This is a genomic window from Halomonas sp. YLB-10 (assembly GCF_003856855.1).
In the GTDB taxonomy this organism is placed as follows: Bacteria; Pseudomonadota; Gammaproteobacteria; order Pseudomonadales; family Halomonadaceae; genus Halomonas; species Halomonas litopenaei.
Genome location: NZ_RRCU01000004.1, coordinates 1 through 16,078 on the forward strand (window position 1 = coordinate 1; position 16,078 = coordinate 16,078).

The following is a 16,078-nucleotide window of genomic DNA, read 5'->3' on the forward strand; positions in this document are numbered from 1 at the left end:
GAAGGTACCGCATGCCGAGCCAGTTCTCGAGAAATCGTGCTGGCAGCTCTCCCAAGGAACTTGGCGATGGAGCGTATCGAGTGACCTTCACGCATCAGCATGATGGTGGCACGTTCTTCAGCAGTAAGGTGGTGGTAGCAATGAGTCATAGCGATAGCGTACCTGATCGATCAGGTGTTGCACTTGCTCATTGAGACCACCGAGTTGGGCTTCTTTCGTTTCTGCTTCCCATGCGGAATGCTGCTCTGGATGGAACAAAGGTGCTAAAGAAAGATCGAAATGGCATATTCATCGTACACAGAGCGAAGGAGGTGCCAGATGCAACGAATTCGTCATTCCGAGGGACGGCCACAGGTGACGGGGTTCTTCGATACCGCGACATCGAGCGTCCAGTACGTGGTCACGGACCCCGATACCAGACGGTGTGCCATCATCGATCCGGTGCTTGATTTCGATGCGGCCTCCGGTGCGACGTCCACCGCCAGCGCGGATGAACTGCTTGGCTACGTGAAGGAGCACGGCCTCGAAGTGGAGTGGGTGCTGGATACCCATCCCCATGCCGATCATCTGTCGGCGGCGCAGTATCTCAAGCAGCAGACGGGGGCGCCGACGGCGATTGGGCAGAAGATCACCGAGGTACAGGCGCTGTGGAAGGATATCTATCATTGGCCGGAGCTGGCCTGCGACGGTAGTCAGTGGGACAGGCTGTGGGCCGAGGGGGATCGCTTCTCCATCGGTAGTCTCGAGGTCGAAGTGATGTTCTCTCCCGGGCATACCCTGGCGTCGGTGACCTACCGCGTCGGTGATGCTGCCTTCGTCCACGACACCCTGTTTCAGCCTGACTTCGGCACGGCCCGGGCAGACTTTCCCGGTGGCGACGCTCAGGCATTGTGGCAGTCGATACAGGACCTGCTTGCCTTGCCGGAAGATACCCGCATATTTACCGGGCACGACTATCGCCCTGGAGGCCGAGAGCCCCGGTGGGAGAGCACGGTGGCTGAGCAGCGCCGTGACAACATCCATCTCCAGGGTCAGCACGAGGCCGGCTACATCGCCATGCGCAATGGACGCGACCAGGACTTGCCGATGCCTGCGCTGATGCTGCCGTCACTCCAGGTGAATATCCTTGGAGGACGTTTGCCCAAGGCAGAGTCCAACGGTCGTCGCTACCTCAAGATCCCGGTGAACGCCTTTTAAGCGCCGTAATGGCTGCTGAGAACGGCCTCCGAGAGCGGAGTCCATGAATATCTCTGCGGCGGGCGCTTGCCGATAGGGTCCGGTGAATATCATCCAGTGATGGTTCCTCGGGCCTTGCCCTTTCGATAGCGACTTCGATATCGACGTCGTTATCTAGCTCGGGCGCTTGGGCATGCGTTTCTGGTGAAGTGTCTGCTTTCACGCTAGGTTGGTCAGGCGGTGATTGGCTTGCAAGCTCACAAAGGAGGCAGCATGCCCCGTCTCGACCGCTACGGACTGGCGACGCGCACCATCCATGGCCAGCAACAGCGTGATCCCTTCGGCAGTCCCCATATGTCGATCTACGACACCACGACCTTCGCCTTCGATGATACGGCCTCTCTGCGAGAGGTCGGAGAAGGGAAGAAGCGTGGAGGATTCTATTCGCGCTATGGCATGAATCCGACGTTGTACGCCCTCGAGGATGTGTTGGCAGGACTGGAGGGGGCCGAGGCCGCCCTAAGTTTCAGTGCAGGGATGGGGGCCATCAGCGCCTTGCTGCTGGCCCACGGCAAAAAAGGGGTGGTGGGCTACGGTGAGATCTACGGTGGCACTCTGGGGCTGATGGCGAAGGGGTTGCCAAGCCTCGGTTATCCCGTCGACCTGGTGTTGGGCGATGAAGGCGACGCTCTCGAGCGGAGGCTACGCGAGGGCGTTGGACTGGTCTTCGTGGAGACACCGAGCAACCCGATGCTTGCCATCACCGATATCGAAAAGCTGGCGAGGCAGGCGCACGCCCATGGCGCACTGGTGGTGGTGGACAATACCTTTGCCACGCCGGTCAACCAGCTGCCGCTGCCACTCGGCGCCGATCTGGTGGTGCACAGTGCCACCAAATATCTGGGAGGGCACAGTGATCTCACCGCAGGGGCGGTGATGGGCACTCGTGCGTTGCTGGAGCCTATCGATTGGTGGCGTCAGTCTCTGGGCAGTGCACCATCGCCGCAGACAGCGTCATTGTTGTCGCGAAGCCTCAAGACCCTGTCGGTTCGAGTGGCGCAGCACAACCGTTCGGCGCAGACGATCGCCGAAGCGCTGCAATCGCATGCGGCAGTACGTCGTGTCCACTATCCTGGTCTGACGAGTCACCCCGGGCACGAGGTGGCTAGGCGGCAGATGCGTGGGTTCGGGGGCATGTTGACGCTCGAGCTGGAGGCGGACCTTTCGTTGACGGAGAAGATCGCGGAATCGCTTCGCTGGTTTGCCCTGGCACCAAGCCTGGGTGGCGCCGAAAGTCTGGTGACTCAGCCCCGCACGACCACCCACGTGGACTTGAGCGACGAGGAACGCCAGCGCAGAGGTATTTCGGACAGCATGTTGAGATTGTCGATAGGGCTCGAGGACGTGGAAGACCTGCTCGAGGATCTCGATCAGGCGCTGAGGCTTGCTTGAAGCAGCATGAAGAAGGCGGGGCAGGTCGATGCTATCTCGGCACGGCGATCGTCTTGCCTGTATTTTTCAGCTTGGCCTGCGCACGTCGGTGGTGACGCCGATCGTGTGATGGGCGCTTATGCCTTCGGCTCCAGGGCGATTGATGGAGTCCAGTGTCAGGAGAAAGGGATGTTCGATACGCTTGGTCTTGCCCTGGTGATCGGTGTCGGCGGGACGGCGCTGCTGGATCTGTGGAATTGGCTGTTGAACAAGTCGATAGGGCAACCACTGCCACCCTGGCATCTGGTCGGCCGCTGGTTTTCGGGCTTGCCCAAGGGGAGACTGGTCCATCGCCAGGGGATCGCTTCCTCGCCTGCGATCGGCGGGGAGCTCGCCATCGGCTGGATCATGCACTACGTCGTGGGCGTGAGCTTTGCCTTGGCGCTGTTGTTGGTGTGGGGAGATGGCTGGGCGTTGGCACCGACCTTTGGCCCGGCCTTGATCGTGGGCCTGGTAACGGTAGGCGCGGGCTGGTTCATCCTGCAGCCTGGCATGGGAGTGGGGGTTGCCTGCTCGGGCGCTCCCAACCCGAGCCTCGCCCGCATGAACAACGTAGTGGGCCATATCGTCTTTGCCCTGGGCATGTATCTGGCGGCGCGTCTGATCACGGCGGGCTGAGCAGATACCTCGGGGTGAAGCGAGGTTCCAGATAGACGGTCTGGGCCGTCAGAGCAATGCTCTCGAGTGCCTTGTTCAATCGCTCCGGTGTCAGATCGGCCCCCGCTGCAGCCAGGGCTTCTCCGAGCAGGGCGCCAAGGGCGTAGCCGCGCAGGGCTTCGGGCCCCTGATCGTGGAGGGCGGCCCAGCTCAGGGCGTCCTGGTGCGGTATGGCGAGGATAACCTCATGGCCGGCTTCTGCCAGGGCAGCGGCGTGTTCGCCGAGATGATCCAGACAACCGACCAGGGTTCTGGGGGTGTCCAGCAGTTCACCATTTTCCAGTTCGTCGACAATATTGTCGCTGGCGACCAGGGTCACATCGGCTGCCGCCGAGAGCGGAAGACTCATGGTCATCAGCCGAAAGCGAAATTCATCGCCATGGCGGCCGAGCAGGCCCACGCGCTGTGCGCTGGTATTGCGCACTTCCCTGACGGCGGCCACCAGGCAGGCCGTCTGCAAGCGCTCTTCCAGCCGGTCGTCGATCTCGGTCAGGGTCGTCAACACGTCAGGCCGCGTCGTCACCTCGATACGTCGACCAAAAGCGCCGCCCTGGCTATTGAAGGCAGCAATGGCCGCGCTGAAGCCGATATCCAGGTCCGAATTTCCGGAGATGCCCACCAGCACTCGTGTGGGTTCGATGCCGGTGTCCGTCGCCGCCGAGAGCTGTTGCAGGTGGTCGATCAGCGAGTCCAGAACGTCGTCGTCCAGCGCGTAACGTGGCATCTGCGCAGACAGTCGGCGTTGATCGGGAGCGATGCCCTGACTCAGTGCCTTCAGCAGACTCGTTCGATCATAGCCAGGCTGGTGGTCTTCGCTGGTCAATGCCGTCCAATGGACAGCAGGTGCAGTGCCATCGATCCCCAGGCCATCGACACCGTGGCAGCTTGCACAGGAGGTATGAGGCGACTCGCCGTGGGTTCCCTGCTGGTAGAGGGTCTGTCCTGACGTCAGAGGAGGGGAGTCGGCGGCTCGGGCGGAAAGCACGATGCATGAGGCCATGACGGCAAGTCGAATGCTGGCTCTCAAGGCAGGGTGTCCTCCCGCTATTGCGTGTCCATGTACAGTAACGCAGCTTCCGAGTGACTGGGCAAGCTACCATCGTCCACCCCCCGGCTCCTTGGTGCCCACACACTGTAGCCGGAATTGCCGACTCAGGGCGGCCGACGGCCGAGTTTGTAGTCAGTCGACGTAGCCTCTGTCGGATGCTAACCGACAACCTGTCGGTGCGACTCGAGGTGTTCCCGAAGCCGCCCGATTTGGCACGTACCGAACAAGAATTTGCCAATTGGGTCCGCCCGAAAATGACGTCCGTCCCAATGCTGGCGGTCGCTACCTGGCGTCTCCTGGACGAGCCCGACCGGCTAGCGTCCTCAAGCGTTCGCAAAGCGCTCCCGCGGGTTCCCTGAGCAAGCTTTCTTCCCGTAGCCGTCTGGCCTGGGAGTAAAGCCCAGCAGGAGTGGAGCAGAATTGGGCAAAAGACTCGGTAGACTTAGGCGATCGTAGGCTTCGGGTTGCGGATCTTGAACAATATAACCATCCTTGTACAAGTTTGGTATATGGAAGAGCCGTGACATCGCCATGGAACAGACGCCGTCGACGGCGCGATCCTGGCTTCGCTTCGACAAGGAGGAAGAGATCCGTGACCATCTTTGAAGCCCTGCGTGAGAGCCACGACAAGCAGCGCCGCCTGCTGGAACTGCTGGTGGAGACCGAAGGCGACAGTAACGGGCGTGATGAGCTGTTCAAACGCGTCAAGGAGGAGCTCGAGAACCACGCTGGCGCAGAAGAGCGGGCGCTGTACATGCCGATGATGGAGCATGACATGACCCAGGAGAAGGCGCGGCACAGCGTGGCCGAGCACCACGAGATCGATGAGCTGATCGAGGCGCTTGAGACGACCGACTACAGTTCACCGGGCTGGCTTGCCAGCGCCAAGAAGCTGCAGCATCTGGTCACTCATCACCTCGACGAGGAAGAGCAGGAGGTGTTCCAGCTCGCCGGACGCGCCTTTGACGATGCCACCAAGGCCAACCTCGCCGAAGAGTACCTGCAGGACATGCAGGATCGGGAAGCCGGCTGAAGGCAGACGCTTTCCAAGCCGCTTGCATAAAGGGCGCCGGAGGAAACTCCGGCGCCCTTTGTCGTGTGACAGGACTCTAGGACTTGTCTGAAAAGTGCCTGCGCTCGGTAATACGGCGTTAAAAATCGGATCAACATGCTCATTTACACCCCGTAAACTGCGCTGTCTCACCGATTTTTGCCTTGTCTAACCTTCGCTCGTCGACTTTTCGGACAGCGCCTAGGACCGGGCGTGTCGGAGTGGCGCCCCGGCGGACCAGGTTTCCAGCGCTCCACCCAGCGAATGCCTTCAACGGTGCTACCTCCGTAGCTTCGCCGAATATCCAGCGCTCTATGCCACAAGGCAGAGGTGGGTGCAGCCTGGCCAGGTCGGCCCGCCTGAAATGATTAGTAAAAAAGAATGATGAGAAACGTACTTTAATAGTGATAAATATAATACCTTAATATCTAGAATAATAATATAAAGTGTTTTATATAGTGGTTTCTGGAATCGAGAAGCATGGTGTCACGCAGAGGCGTGAGTGTTACTTAATATGCAGTTTCGTGCATTCTTGAGACGTGTTTTAGCTAACAATGTAACAAAATGTTCCAAAGTGCTATAACTCGGGCAAGGTTTCTTGGATGCATCTTACCGGTGTTAAGGCGCTGATCAATGTGGTCTCCCTCCTTGTTCACCGGTTGCGATACGTCGGTTTGCATTCCTTCCGAGGATTCGGTCCAGGAGCCTGGGTGACTGGCCAGTGACAATGATAATCGATCTACGACGGGGGCTTGGTGCTATGAATTCACGGGTTAGAATTCTCGACATGGAAGGGGAGGTCTGGATTCGTGATGACTCCGGTCAACTGCGTCTGCTGAGAGTAGGCGAAAGCCTATCTACCGATGCTGTTGTTTCGGCTCCCCAAGCCGCCACCTTGGTACTCGAAGGAGACCCAGCCCTTAGACTGAACCTGATGACGACGGATGGCGTGCTCGTTTCTCGACTGCTGAGTGAGAGCCCTTCGCCATCCGATTCGGGCGATTTTTACCGCGGGCCCGATGATGACACGCCCCTCGGTGAAGGGGATTTCAGTCGTCCGGGAGAGGAGATCGGTGACGAAACCCTGAATGAGCTGCTGGCTGAACTCGAGGAGAATCCTCCCCAGGCGGGTAGTAGCTCATCGGCTGGAGGGAGCGGTAATGAAGGACACGGTTTCGTACGCCTTTTGCGCATCGTCGAAAACGTGGATCCGCTAGCATTCAATTTCCCACTGGCGGATGAGGTGGGCATTGAAGTGCGTGACGGTGACCCCATCGACGATGATGATGGTGCCTTGCTGGATGATGCGCTCAGCGTGAGCGTCGAACTGTTGGGCGCGGGAGCCGACGGCATCTTTTCTCTGGCGGAAATCGGCGATGATGGCAGCGTCACCGCCAGAGTGATTCTTGGTGACGATACGGAGGTCGGTGATCGCCTGGTGGTGGTTGCCGCCGATGGCAGTGTACTGCTGGATCGCCCGGTCACGGTGACTGATCTAACGGAAGGCGTCGATCTGGAAGTGCCTGTTGCGCCCGGCGATGACAGTGTCAGTGTCCAGGCGACCGTGACCGACGCCGATGGCAACAGCGACAGCGACGACGACACCAAACCGATCGACGACCAGCCGCCGACGGTGGAGGTCAATCTGGCCGGCGCCGGTGATGATGGCGTCTACAACCTGGCCGAGATCGGCGACGACGGCAGTGTCACTGCCAGGGTGACCCTGGGTTCGGGCACCGAAGTAGGCGACACCCTGAGGGTGACCGATGGTCAAGGTAACGTGCTGCTCGAGCGCAGCCTCACCGCCCGGGACTTGAGCGATGGGCTCGACGTCGAGGTGCCGGTCACCAAGGGCGACGAAAGCGTGAGTGTCACCGCCACCGTCACCGATCCTGCCGGCAACAGCGACAGCGACGACGATACCAAGCCGATCGACGACCAGCCGCCGACGGTGGAGGTCAATCTGTCCGGCGCCGGTGACGATGGTGTCTATAACCTGGCCGAGATCGGCGACGACGACAGTGTTACTGCCAGGGTGACCCTGGGCGCGGGCACCGAAGTGGGCGACACCCTGAGGGTGACCGATGGTCAAGGCAATGTGCTGCTCGAGCGCAGCGTCACCGCCCAGGACCTGAGCGATGGGCTCGACGTCGAGGTGCCGGTCACCAAGGGCGACGAAAGCGTGAGCGTCACTGCCACCGTCACCGATCCTGCCGGCAACAGCGACAGCGACGACGATACCAAGCCGATCGACGACCAGCCGCCGACGGTGGAGGTCAATCTGTCCGGCGCCGGAAGCGATGGTGTCTATAACCTGGCCGAGATCGGCGACGACGGTAGTGTTACTGCCAGGGTGACCCTGGGCGCGGGCACCGAAGTGGGCGACACCCTGAGGGTGACCGATAGTCAAGGCAATGTGCTGCTCGAGCGTAGCGTCACCGCCCAGGACTTGAGCGATGGGCTCGACGTCGAGGTGCCTGTCGCCACGGGTGACGAAAGCGTGAGCGTCACCGCCACCGTCACCGATCCCGCCGGCAACAGCGACAGCGACGACGACACCAAGCCCATCGACGACCAGCCGCCGAGCGTGACGATCTCACTGATCGGGGCCGGTGATGATGGTGCCTACCAGCAGAGCGAGATCGGCAACGACGACAGTGTTACCGCGCGGGTGAACCTGGGTGCCGGCACCGAAGTGGGCGACACCCTGAGGGTGACCGATGGTCAAGGCAACGTGCTGCTCGAGCGTAGCGTCACCGCCCAGGACCTGAGCGATGGGCTCGACGTCGAAGTGCCGGTGGTGGCCGGTCAGACCCACGTTCAGGCAAATGCTCGGGTCACCGATCCGGCGGGCAACTCAGACGACGCCTTGGATCGCAAGCCGGTAGCGCTGAGCATCGAATTGAGCGCCAGCAGCACGGTCGTCGAGGGTGAGTTCATTACCGTAACCGCGACCATGGACAATGTGGCCGATCGCGATGTGGTGGTGACGCTCGAAGACGGAAATACCATCACCATCGTCGAGGGCGAGCGCAGTGCCAGTATTCAGGTGGCGAGCCGACCCGATGAGCATGTGAATCAGGGGGAGACGAGCCGGGGTTTCTCCATCGAGTCGGCCACGCCCACCGGCTACGACCAGGTCGATCTTGGCGATGGCGTCACTACCCTGATGGTGGACGACAACGACATTACTCGACTGGTGCTCAAGGCCACTCCTGAGGTGAAGGAAGGTGGCGCGATCACCTACACGGTGGAGTTGCAGGACCCTCAGGGCCAGCCCCGTAGCGCCGACAAGGCGATCGCTGTGACCTTGGCCAACGGCGAGTCGCTGACTGTACCGGCGGGTCAGACCAGCGCCTCGGTCACGGTGGCCGCGCCATCAGATGATGTCTACGTCGATCCCGGCCAGGTGGTCAACTCGATCCGTGAGGCGAAGGAAGTGGAGCCTGATGGCCAGCCGGCCAGCGGTATTGGCACACTGGAGAAGCTCGAGGTCGACTCCGCCACGGTCAGCACTCAGGTGAATGACACCATCGATGAAGTGGTGGTCTCCCTGAGTGCGCCTGACGATGCGGATGAAGGACAGGCGGTCAGCGTCACACTGACCGTCGAGGAACCACCCCAAGGCGGCCCTCTGACGATTACGCTCGACGATGGCACCAAAGTGGTCATCGCCGAGGGCGCCACCAGTGCCCAGGTGACGTTGCGTGCTCCCGATCAGGACCAGAATCTGGGGCCAGGCGAAAGCGCCGATGATACCGCTTCCTGGACCATTGGCATCGATACCTTGACGGGGGGTAACTACGAGAAGCTGGTTGCCGGGGGCGACAAGACGGTCATCGTCCATAGCGATGTCCCCGAACTGACGATCCCCGATGACAACGGTCCCACTGTGGCAGGAGACGCCAGCGTCAGCGAAGCCGGCCTCGAATCAGGCTCGCTGGCTGACGATAGCGATGTGGTGTCGGGAGTCATCGCCGTCGGCTCGGGCGGAGTCGACGAGGTGGCCAGTGTTGCATTCGGTTCCATCAGCAAGTCCCTGGCAGAGCTTCAGGCAGCGAGCGCCAGCCAGCCGATCTCTATCGACATGGCCTACGGAACCTTGTCGATCACAGGGTACGACGCGGTTGCCGATGAACTGTCCTACACCTATACGTTGACGAAACCAGCAAATCACGCCAGTGGTTCGGTGGTGGATTCGCTAGCGGTCAAGGTGACCGATGACTCCGGTGACAGCCGTCAGGATAATCTGGATATCCTGATCCGCGACGACGGTCCCTCTGCCACCAGCGACTCTCTGCAGACCACCACCGAGGGCGACGCGCGTACAAGCGGCACCAACCTGTTGGTCAACGACACCCTGGGCGCCGATGGGGCCCGGGTCGAGAGCATCACCTTTATCGATCGCAGCGGTGCCACGACCGCCCGCAGCATTTCCGACGGCGGCAGTGTGACTGTGGAGACTCGCTACGGCAGCCTGACCGTTGCAAGTGATGGAAACTGGAGCTATACGCCTGTCGCCAGCGCCGCCCATCCACGCCCGCAGGGTAATGACAGCGGCGATACGCTGCGCGACGATTTCAGCTATGTGCTGATTGATGCAGACGGCTCTCGGTCGAACACCGCGCAGCAGCCGGTGTTGGTCAAAGACACCGAACCGAGCATCGGTGATCCGACCGATGGACGCCTCGACGAACGGTATTTGGCATCTGGCTCCGAGCCGAACACCAGCAAACGCTCGGTGAGCGGTGATCTTGATGTCAACAAAGGTCAGGACAGCATCGATACCCGGTTCACCGCTGATACCGTGGCGACCCTGAATCAGCTTGGGCTGACCTCCGAGAATCAGGCGATCGGCTATTCGCTTTCCAGTGATGGGCACACCTTGACCGCCCGTGCAGACGGCGAAACGGTATTTACCATCAGCGTGCTCGATGCCGGTAGCAACGATGCCAGCTACCGCTTCACCCTGGAGGGCCCGCTGGATCACGTGACCTCGGTGGTCGATAGCAACGGCAATATCGTGCTGACGCTACCGTTCGAGGTGATCGACAGCGACGGCGATATCGATGAAGACGACTTCCAGGTGACCGTGGTCGATGACCCGGCGCAGGAGTCTCAGAGCATCACCTTGAAGGAAGATGGCAAGAAGACCTTCTCCACCCCCGCCAACGCTACCGAAGATACCCTGGCGATCAGCGACGCGCCGGAGTATGGCAGTGTCACCATCGGTGCCGACGGCAGACTCACCTACAAGCCCGACGGCAACTACAGTGGCGCCGATGCCTTTACCTATACCTACACAGAGGGCGGCACCACCTATTCGGTCGACGTCGATGTGACCGTCACCCCCGTGGCTGACAAGCCGGATCTTCCGTCATCATCGGCGGCGACCGACGAAGATGTATCGGTGGCGCTTGGTCTTGCCGCACCATCGCCTACCGACACCACCGATCAGAACATGGGGGCAGCAGGGGACAACCCCGAACTGCTGGGGGCCATTACCGTGTCCGGGCTTCCCTCTGGAGCCAAGCTGCTGAAGGCCGACGGTAGCGTTATCGACACCTTTGGCAAGAGTAGGTTGACCATCAAGCTGTCCGATGGCCCCCACCTCACGACGCTGGACGACGAGGACGTCGATCTGGTGATGACCCGTGCCGAGTTCGAAGGCTTGAAGGTGACGCCCAATGCTCACGATGGCACCAACTTCACGTTGTTGTTCAAGGTCCCTAGCTACGAGGTCGACGCCAACGGCGAGCCCTTGAGCGGTATCCCAAGCGCCACCCGGAGCACCAAGATCCCGGTGACGGTCCAGGCGGTCACCGATCCGGTGACCCTGACCTTCGATGACAACACGAAAGAGCGTGCCTTCACCACTCAGGAAGATGCTGCCTTCAACCTGAGCGAGACGCTGAAGGCGTCTTTCGAGGATCTGGACGGCAGCGAGTATCGTGAACTGTTGCTCGAGGGATTGCCCGAAGGCACTGTGGTGACCATCAACGACAACCTGGCGCGAGTCGTTGGCGCCAGTGGCCAGGTGCGGGTACCCGCCGGTGGGCTGAGTGCTTCGACTACCGACTTCCCCAAGATCACCATTACGCCGCCGGATGACTTCAGCGGTGAAATCAAGGGAGTCTCGGTAACCTTGAGAGCGCGGGATGGCGACGCCGATGGTCCCTCGCCGACCGGCGTCTGGAAGGAAGACAAAGTCACTCTGGACATCGATGTGACTCCAGTGGTGGATAAGCCTTCCGTCAGCGCGCGCGGTACTGAAGATGAGGCCTTCAAGTTTCTCGCCTCGCTCAAGGTCGGGGATGACGACGGTGGTGGTGCGACCAGCGAGACGATCACCTCGATCGAGATCGCCGTGGTACCCGATGGCTGGGAGATCCGCAACGCCGACGGCAACCTGGTGCACACCGGCAACGGCAGCGACGGGTTCAGCGTACCCAAGAGTGACGTGGATAGCGGTGCCTTCAAGAACTACAGCCTGACCGGGCCGGCCCACGAGAGCGATGACCCAAGCCTCACGCTCAAGGTCGGGATCACCGATACGGCCACCATCGATGGCGCTACTGTCAGCGATGAGGAGGTCAAGGAGGTGACCTACTCGCCCAAGGTCGCGCCCAAGGCGGAGGTCATTGCCGCCAGCGGCGTCAGCGACAGCGATGGCGATGGCAAGGCCGATCTCACCATGACCGGTGGGCATACCTATGGCGCCAGCGACGGTGTCGCCGAGGACGAGTGGTTCAAGCTGACCAATGATGATTTCGACTTGAAGGACGATTGGTCGAATCAGGACAGCGATGGTTCGGAGAAGACCTTCGCCCGACTGACGCCGGAGCAGCTGGATGGTCAGGCCGGAGACATGATCGGTGCCAGCTTCCGCTATCTCGATGAAGCTGGTCAGTGGGTAGAAAAGTCCTACGACGGGACCCCGGTAGAAATTCCGGTCCAGCATCTTTCCAGCGTGGAGTTTCGCCCGCCGACCAATCGCAAGGGCACCTTCCAGATCCGCGTGCAAGCGAAGACGGTGGATACCGATGGAGAGGGCAACGTGGACACTGCGGTGTCCGGCGAGGCGCTGTTGACCGGCATCCGCGTCCAGGAACCAGTAGCGGATCGTGTGTCCCTGGGCTACGAGCCGGTGGCCCAGACCGATGAAGACACGGCGGTGGCGCTTGAACTTCGGCCCCAGAGCGATGATCCCAACGAGGTCTATCGCATGACCCTGTCCGATCTGCCGGATGGGGCGGTGCTTCACTACAATGGTCAGCAGGTGGCCGATGACGGCAATGGCAACTATATCATCGACAACTTCGATGCCAGTGTGCCTCTCACCATTACACCTCCACCGGACAGCAACGAAGATTTTTCCATCAAGGCAACACCTGTCAGCGTGGACACCTTCGGTGGCGTCACCAGCGAGTTCACCGGTGAAGCACGCGATATCCTGGTCAAGGTCAAGGGAGTCGCAGACGCTCCCGAGGTGACCACCAGCGTCGAGTCCTACGTGGAGCAGGCGCTGGACGATGGCGTGACCGAGGTACGATTGAGCGATCTTGTCACGGTGCAAAGTGGTGATCGTGATGACTCTGAATCACTGGCCTACCGCATCAGCGGGTTGGACGAAGGCTTCGCCGTGGCCGGTGCGGTGCTGATCAGTCCTGAGGATGCCGAGGGCGACGAGCGGGTCTGGGTCACCAGAGAGCTTGCCGACGTGCGCATCACCACCCCTGACAACTTCAGCGGTCGTGTCGACTTCAGTGTCACCCCGGTGGTGACCGAAGATGATGGCGATTCACGCGATGGGGACCAGCATCAGGTCTCGTTCGAAGTGACGCCGAGTCCCGAAGGGGTGATCGAGACCGATTCGCGTCTTGTCGAGGATACCCTGGGCAAGCTCGATTTCAGTCTGGTAACACAGAATGGCGACACCAACGAGATGCTCGAGACGGTGTGGATCGACGCCGCTGATGTGCTCCAGGCGCCATTTACCATCTACGTCGGCAATTCCACGAGCACCACGCTCGCCCAGGCGGCGGCCACAGACCCGGATGTCACTCTGGAGGGCGGCGAGTACAAGCTGACCAATGGCGCCTGGGAGCGTCTCTACGCCAAGGGGGATGCCAACTTCGGTGCGGGTAGCGCCGAACTGGCGCTGCGCTACCAGGTGACCGACACACCGAACGCCGGCTACGAAGGTCAGGTGGATGACGTGACGTCGGCACCCAGGGATGCCATTCATCAGGTAGTCATCGATGCCGTCACCGACACGCCGACCATCGATATCACCAGCATCGTCAACCTCTCGGGTGGTGGTGTCAGCATCACCGGCAATGACGTCAATGCCGGGACCGGTGATCGCGTTCAGGTCAATGTCGCGGTCGATCAGTCCGCCGACGCCGACGCAGGCAACCAGCCCGACGAGGACGGCAGTGAGTCGCTCCGCTATTTCCTGATCGATGGTGTGCCGGAGGGCGTCAGTGTGGAAGGGGCCGAATATATCGGCGTGGTGGCCGGTGACAGCGGCGGCCGCCAGTGGCGAATCGAGTTGGACCCGCCCCAGAGTTTCGACGGCCCCATTCCGCAGCAGCACTCTTTCGTCTTTGTCCTGGGGGAAGGGGGGCAACTGAACGATATCAACAACCACTCCATCACTATCACCGCGGTGACCCAGGACGCCGGGGGCAACACCCTGGAGCAGAGCGCCAGCGCAAGCTGGACGCTGAGCGGCAGTGGCGATGACAACGACGGGGAGGATGCCTCCGATATCGAGCGCTGGGACAACGACTCCAGTGCTGCCATGACCGAGGACTCGGCGTCTCCGCTGTCGCAGCTGATCGATGCCCAGATCGCAGGGAACGATGGTGCCAGTTCCATCACCCTCAGCAATCTGCCGCCGGGGACCGTGGTCACGGGCATGGAGGAGACCACGGTCAACGGCCAATCGGTGTGGTACGCCAGTACCGACGGCGGTGGTCAGGCCGCATTGGATGACCTGATGGCGTCGATCAGCGTGACGCCACCGGCCAACTGGAATGACAATGGCGAAGATTTCACCTTCGACGCCACCCTGACCACCCGCTCATCCAGTGGCAAGGAAAACTCACATTCTGTCACCGTGGATCCTCCGGTTACTCCGGTGACGGATACCCCCGAGGTCAGCGTATCGGGCGAGCTGGCCGACAATGGTCGTGATGTTGACTTCGAGGTCGGCGTCACCAGCCCTGCCGACAGCCCAGACGTTACGCTGGTGGACGGCCAACTGGTTCTGACCCTCGACGAGAGTGGAGCAACCGATGCCGATGGTGGTGCCGTGCAAGGCGGTACCCTGTTCTACAACGGCCAGGCGCTGACGCCAGGATCAGATGGTCGCTATGTCATCGACGGCGTCGCAGTCGGAGACACGGTCAATCTGACCTACCGTCCGGCGGTGGGGGTCTGGGGAGACGTCTCGCTTGTCGCCGAAGGCTCCACCCAGGAAACCGACGCGACCAATCGGGAAGCCGATCAGGACCAGGCCAGCGTCGAGGTACCGCCGCCGCCGCCGGAAGTGTCGGTCAACGACATCCGGGGCGAGGAGGACAGCCTGATCGATGTCAGCGGTCTCGAGGTTGATTTGCTCGACCCCTCCCAGACCCTGGAAGCGGTGCTGATCGATGGCCTGCCTAACGGCTGGCTGGTGATGACGGGTGCCGACGCGGCTTCCGCGACCCTGGCGGAGAACGTAGGCAAGGGCAGCTGGTCGATTCTCAAGCCTGACGGGAGTTTGCCTGCCTACGTCGGCCTGATCCCTCCACGTGACTGGAGCGGAGACCTCAGTGGCGCCGATAGCCTCTCGGTGACAGCCATCGCCGGCCGTGATGGCGAACGTTACATCGGTGACGAGGCGTTCTCGGTGTTGGTGGACGCCGTGGCCGATCCGATCGAGGCCGATCCGTTGCTGAGCTTCGGCGATGAGGGCGACAGAATTCCGCTCAACCTCAACGCCTCGGTGCTGGATCGAGACGGTTCCGAACAGGTGACGTTGACCCTCAAGGGGCTGGGGGAGCACGCCAGCTTCTTCAGTGGCGACAATCTTCTGGACTGGACCTACGACGCCGGAACCGATACCTATGTGATCGATGACATCTCAATCGACCAACTGAATGCGCTGACGCTGGTGCAGAAGGCGACCGATGGCAATGTCACCCTGGACTTCAGCCTGGCCACCGTGGACGGTCAGGATACCCTCGACCCGCCTTATGAAGGCCAGGTGGATCTCGATATCCGCGCAGTGGAGCCGACGACCGGTGACGATACGCTGCTCTACAGCGGCAAGGCGATCAACGGTCTCGGTGGTGACGATGTGGTCGAGTTGCGCTTTGGCGAGGACATCGATCCCGGCAAGGTGCGCAATATCGAGACACTGGACCTGATGGGGGAGGGCCAGGACCATGACGTTACCTTGAGTGCACAGGATGTGCTCGACATGACCAGTGGTGATGAGCTGTTTGTGCGTGGTGACGCCGGAGACAGGGTCTCCTTGAGAGCCGATGAATGGTCCGCCACCGGCAATCAGGTGCAGGAAGATGGCATCACCTACAACGTCTACGATGGAAACGGCAACGCCGTGCTCAAGATCCAGGATGGTATCGACGTGGACATCTGAT

7 protein-coding genes are annotated in these 16,078 nt (G+C 61.0%); 5 read left to right on the top strand and 2 right to left on the bottom strand.

All coding sequences use genetic code 11. From position 1 onward, the window contains the following. A partial coding sequence (locus EBB56_RS22270; protein ID WP_148091670.1) for a helix-turn-helix domain-containing protein occupies window positions 1-149 on the bottom strand: 149 nt, incomplete at its 3' end. 169 nt (window positions 150-318) lie between these two features. On the opposite strand from EBB56_RS22270, the gene EBB56_RS09980 reads away from it, so the two are divergent. From EBB56_RS09980 to EBB56_RS09990, 3 genes are all read left to right on the top strand, one after another. After that, a complete protein-coding gene (locus EBB56_RS09980) occupies window positions 319-1,197 on the top strand; it encodes an MBL fold metallo-hydrolase (protein WP_124804256.1) in 879 nt (292 codons plus the stop codon). A gap of 252 nt (window positions 1,198-1,449) precedes the next feature. Next, entirely contained in the window at window positions 1,450-2,628 is a 1,179-nt protein-coding gene (locus EBB56_RS09985) for a PLP-dependent aspartate aminotransferase family protein (protein ID WP_124804258.1), read from the top strand. 168 nt (window positions 2,629-2,796) lie between these two features. Beyond that, window positions 2,797-3,285 (top strand): DUF2938 family protein, encoded by a 489-nt coding sequence (locus EBB56_RS09990; RefSeq protein ID WP_108132572.1) that lies wholly within the window; start codon window positions 2,797-2,799, stop codon window positions 3,283-3,285. Here the strand turns inward: EBB56_RS09990 and EBB56_RS09995 are convergent. Continuing rightward, on the bottom strand, window positions 3,272-4,351 hold the full coding sequence (locus tag EBB56_RS09995; protein WP_148091671.1) for a cytochrome c: 1,080 nt from the start codon (window positions 4,349-4,351) through the stop codon (window positions 3,272-3,274). The genes EBB56_RS09990 and EBB56_RS09995 overlap by 14 nt on opposite strands. A 613-nt stretch (window positions 4,352-4,964) precedes the next feature. On the opposite strand from EBB56_RS09995, the gene EBB56_RS10000 reads away from it, so the two are divergent. Together EBB56_RS10000 and EBB56_RS10005 are read left to right on the top strand one after the other, a co-directional pair. Beyond that, complete coding sequence (locus EBB56_RS10000; protein ID WP_124804262.1) at window positions 4,965-5,405, top strand: hemerythrin domain-containing protein; 441 nt, start codon at window positions 4,965-4,967, stop codon at window positions 5,403-5,405. Window positions 5,406-6,372: 967 nt separating this feature from the next. After that, the gene (locus EBB56_RS10005) at window positions 6,373-16,077 is read left to right on the top strand and encodes an immunoglobulin-like domain-containing protein (RefSeq protein WP_124804264.1); all 9,705 of its coding nucleotides are present in this window, start codon (window positions 6,373-6,375) and stop codon (window positions 16,075-16,077) included. Window position 16,078 lies beyond the last annotated feature (1 nt).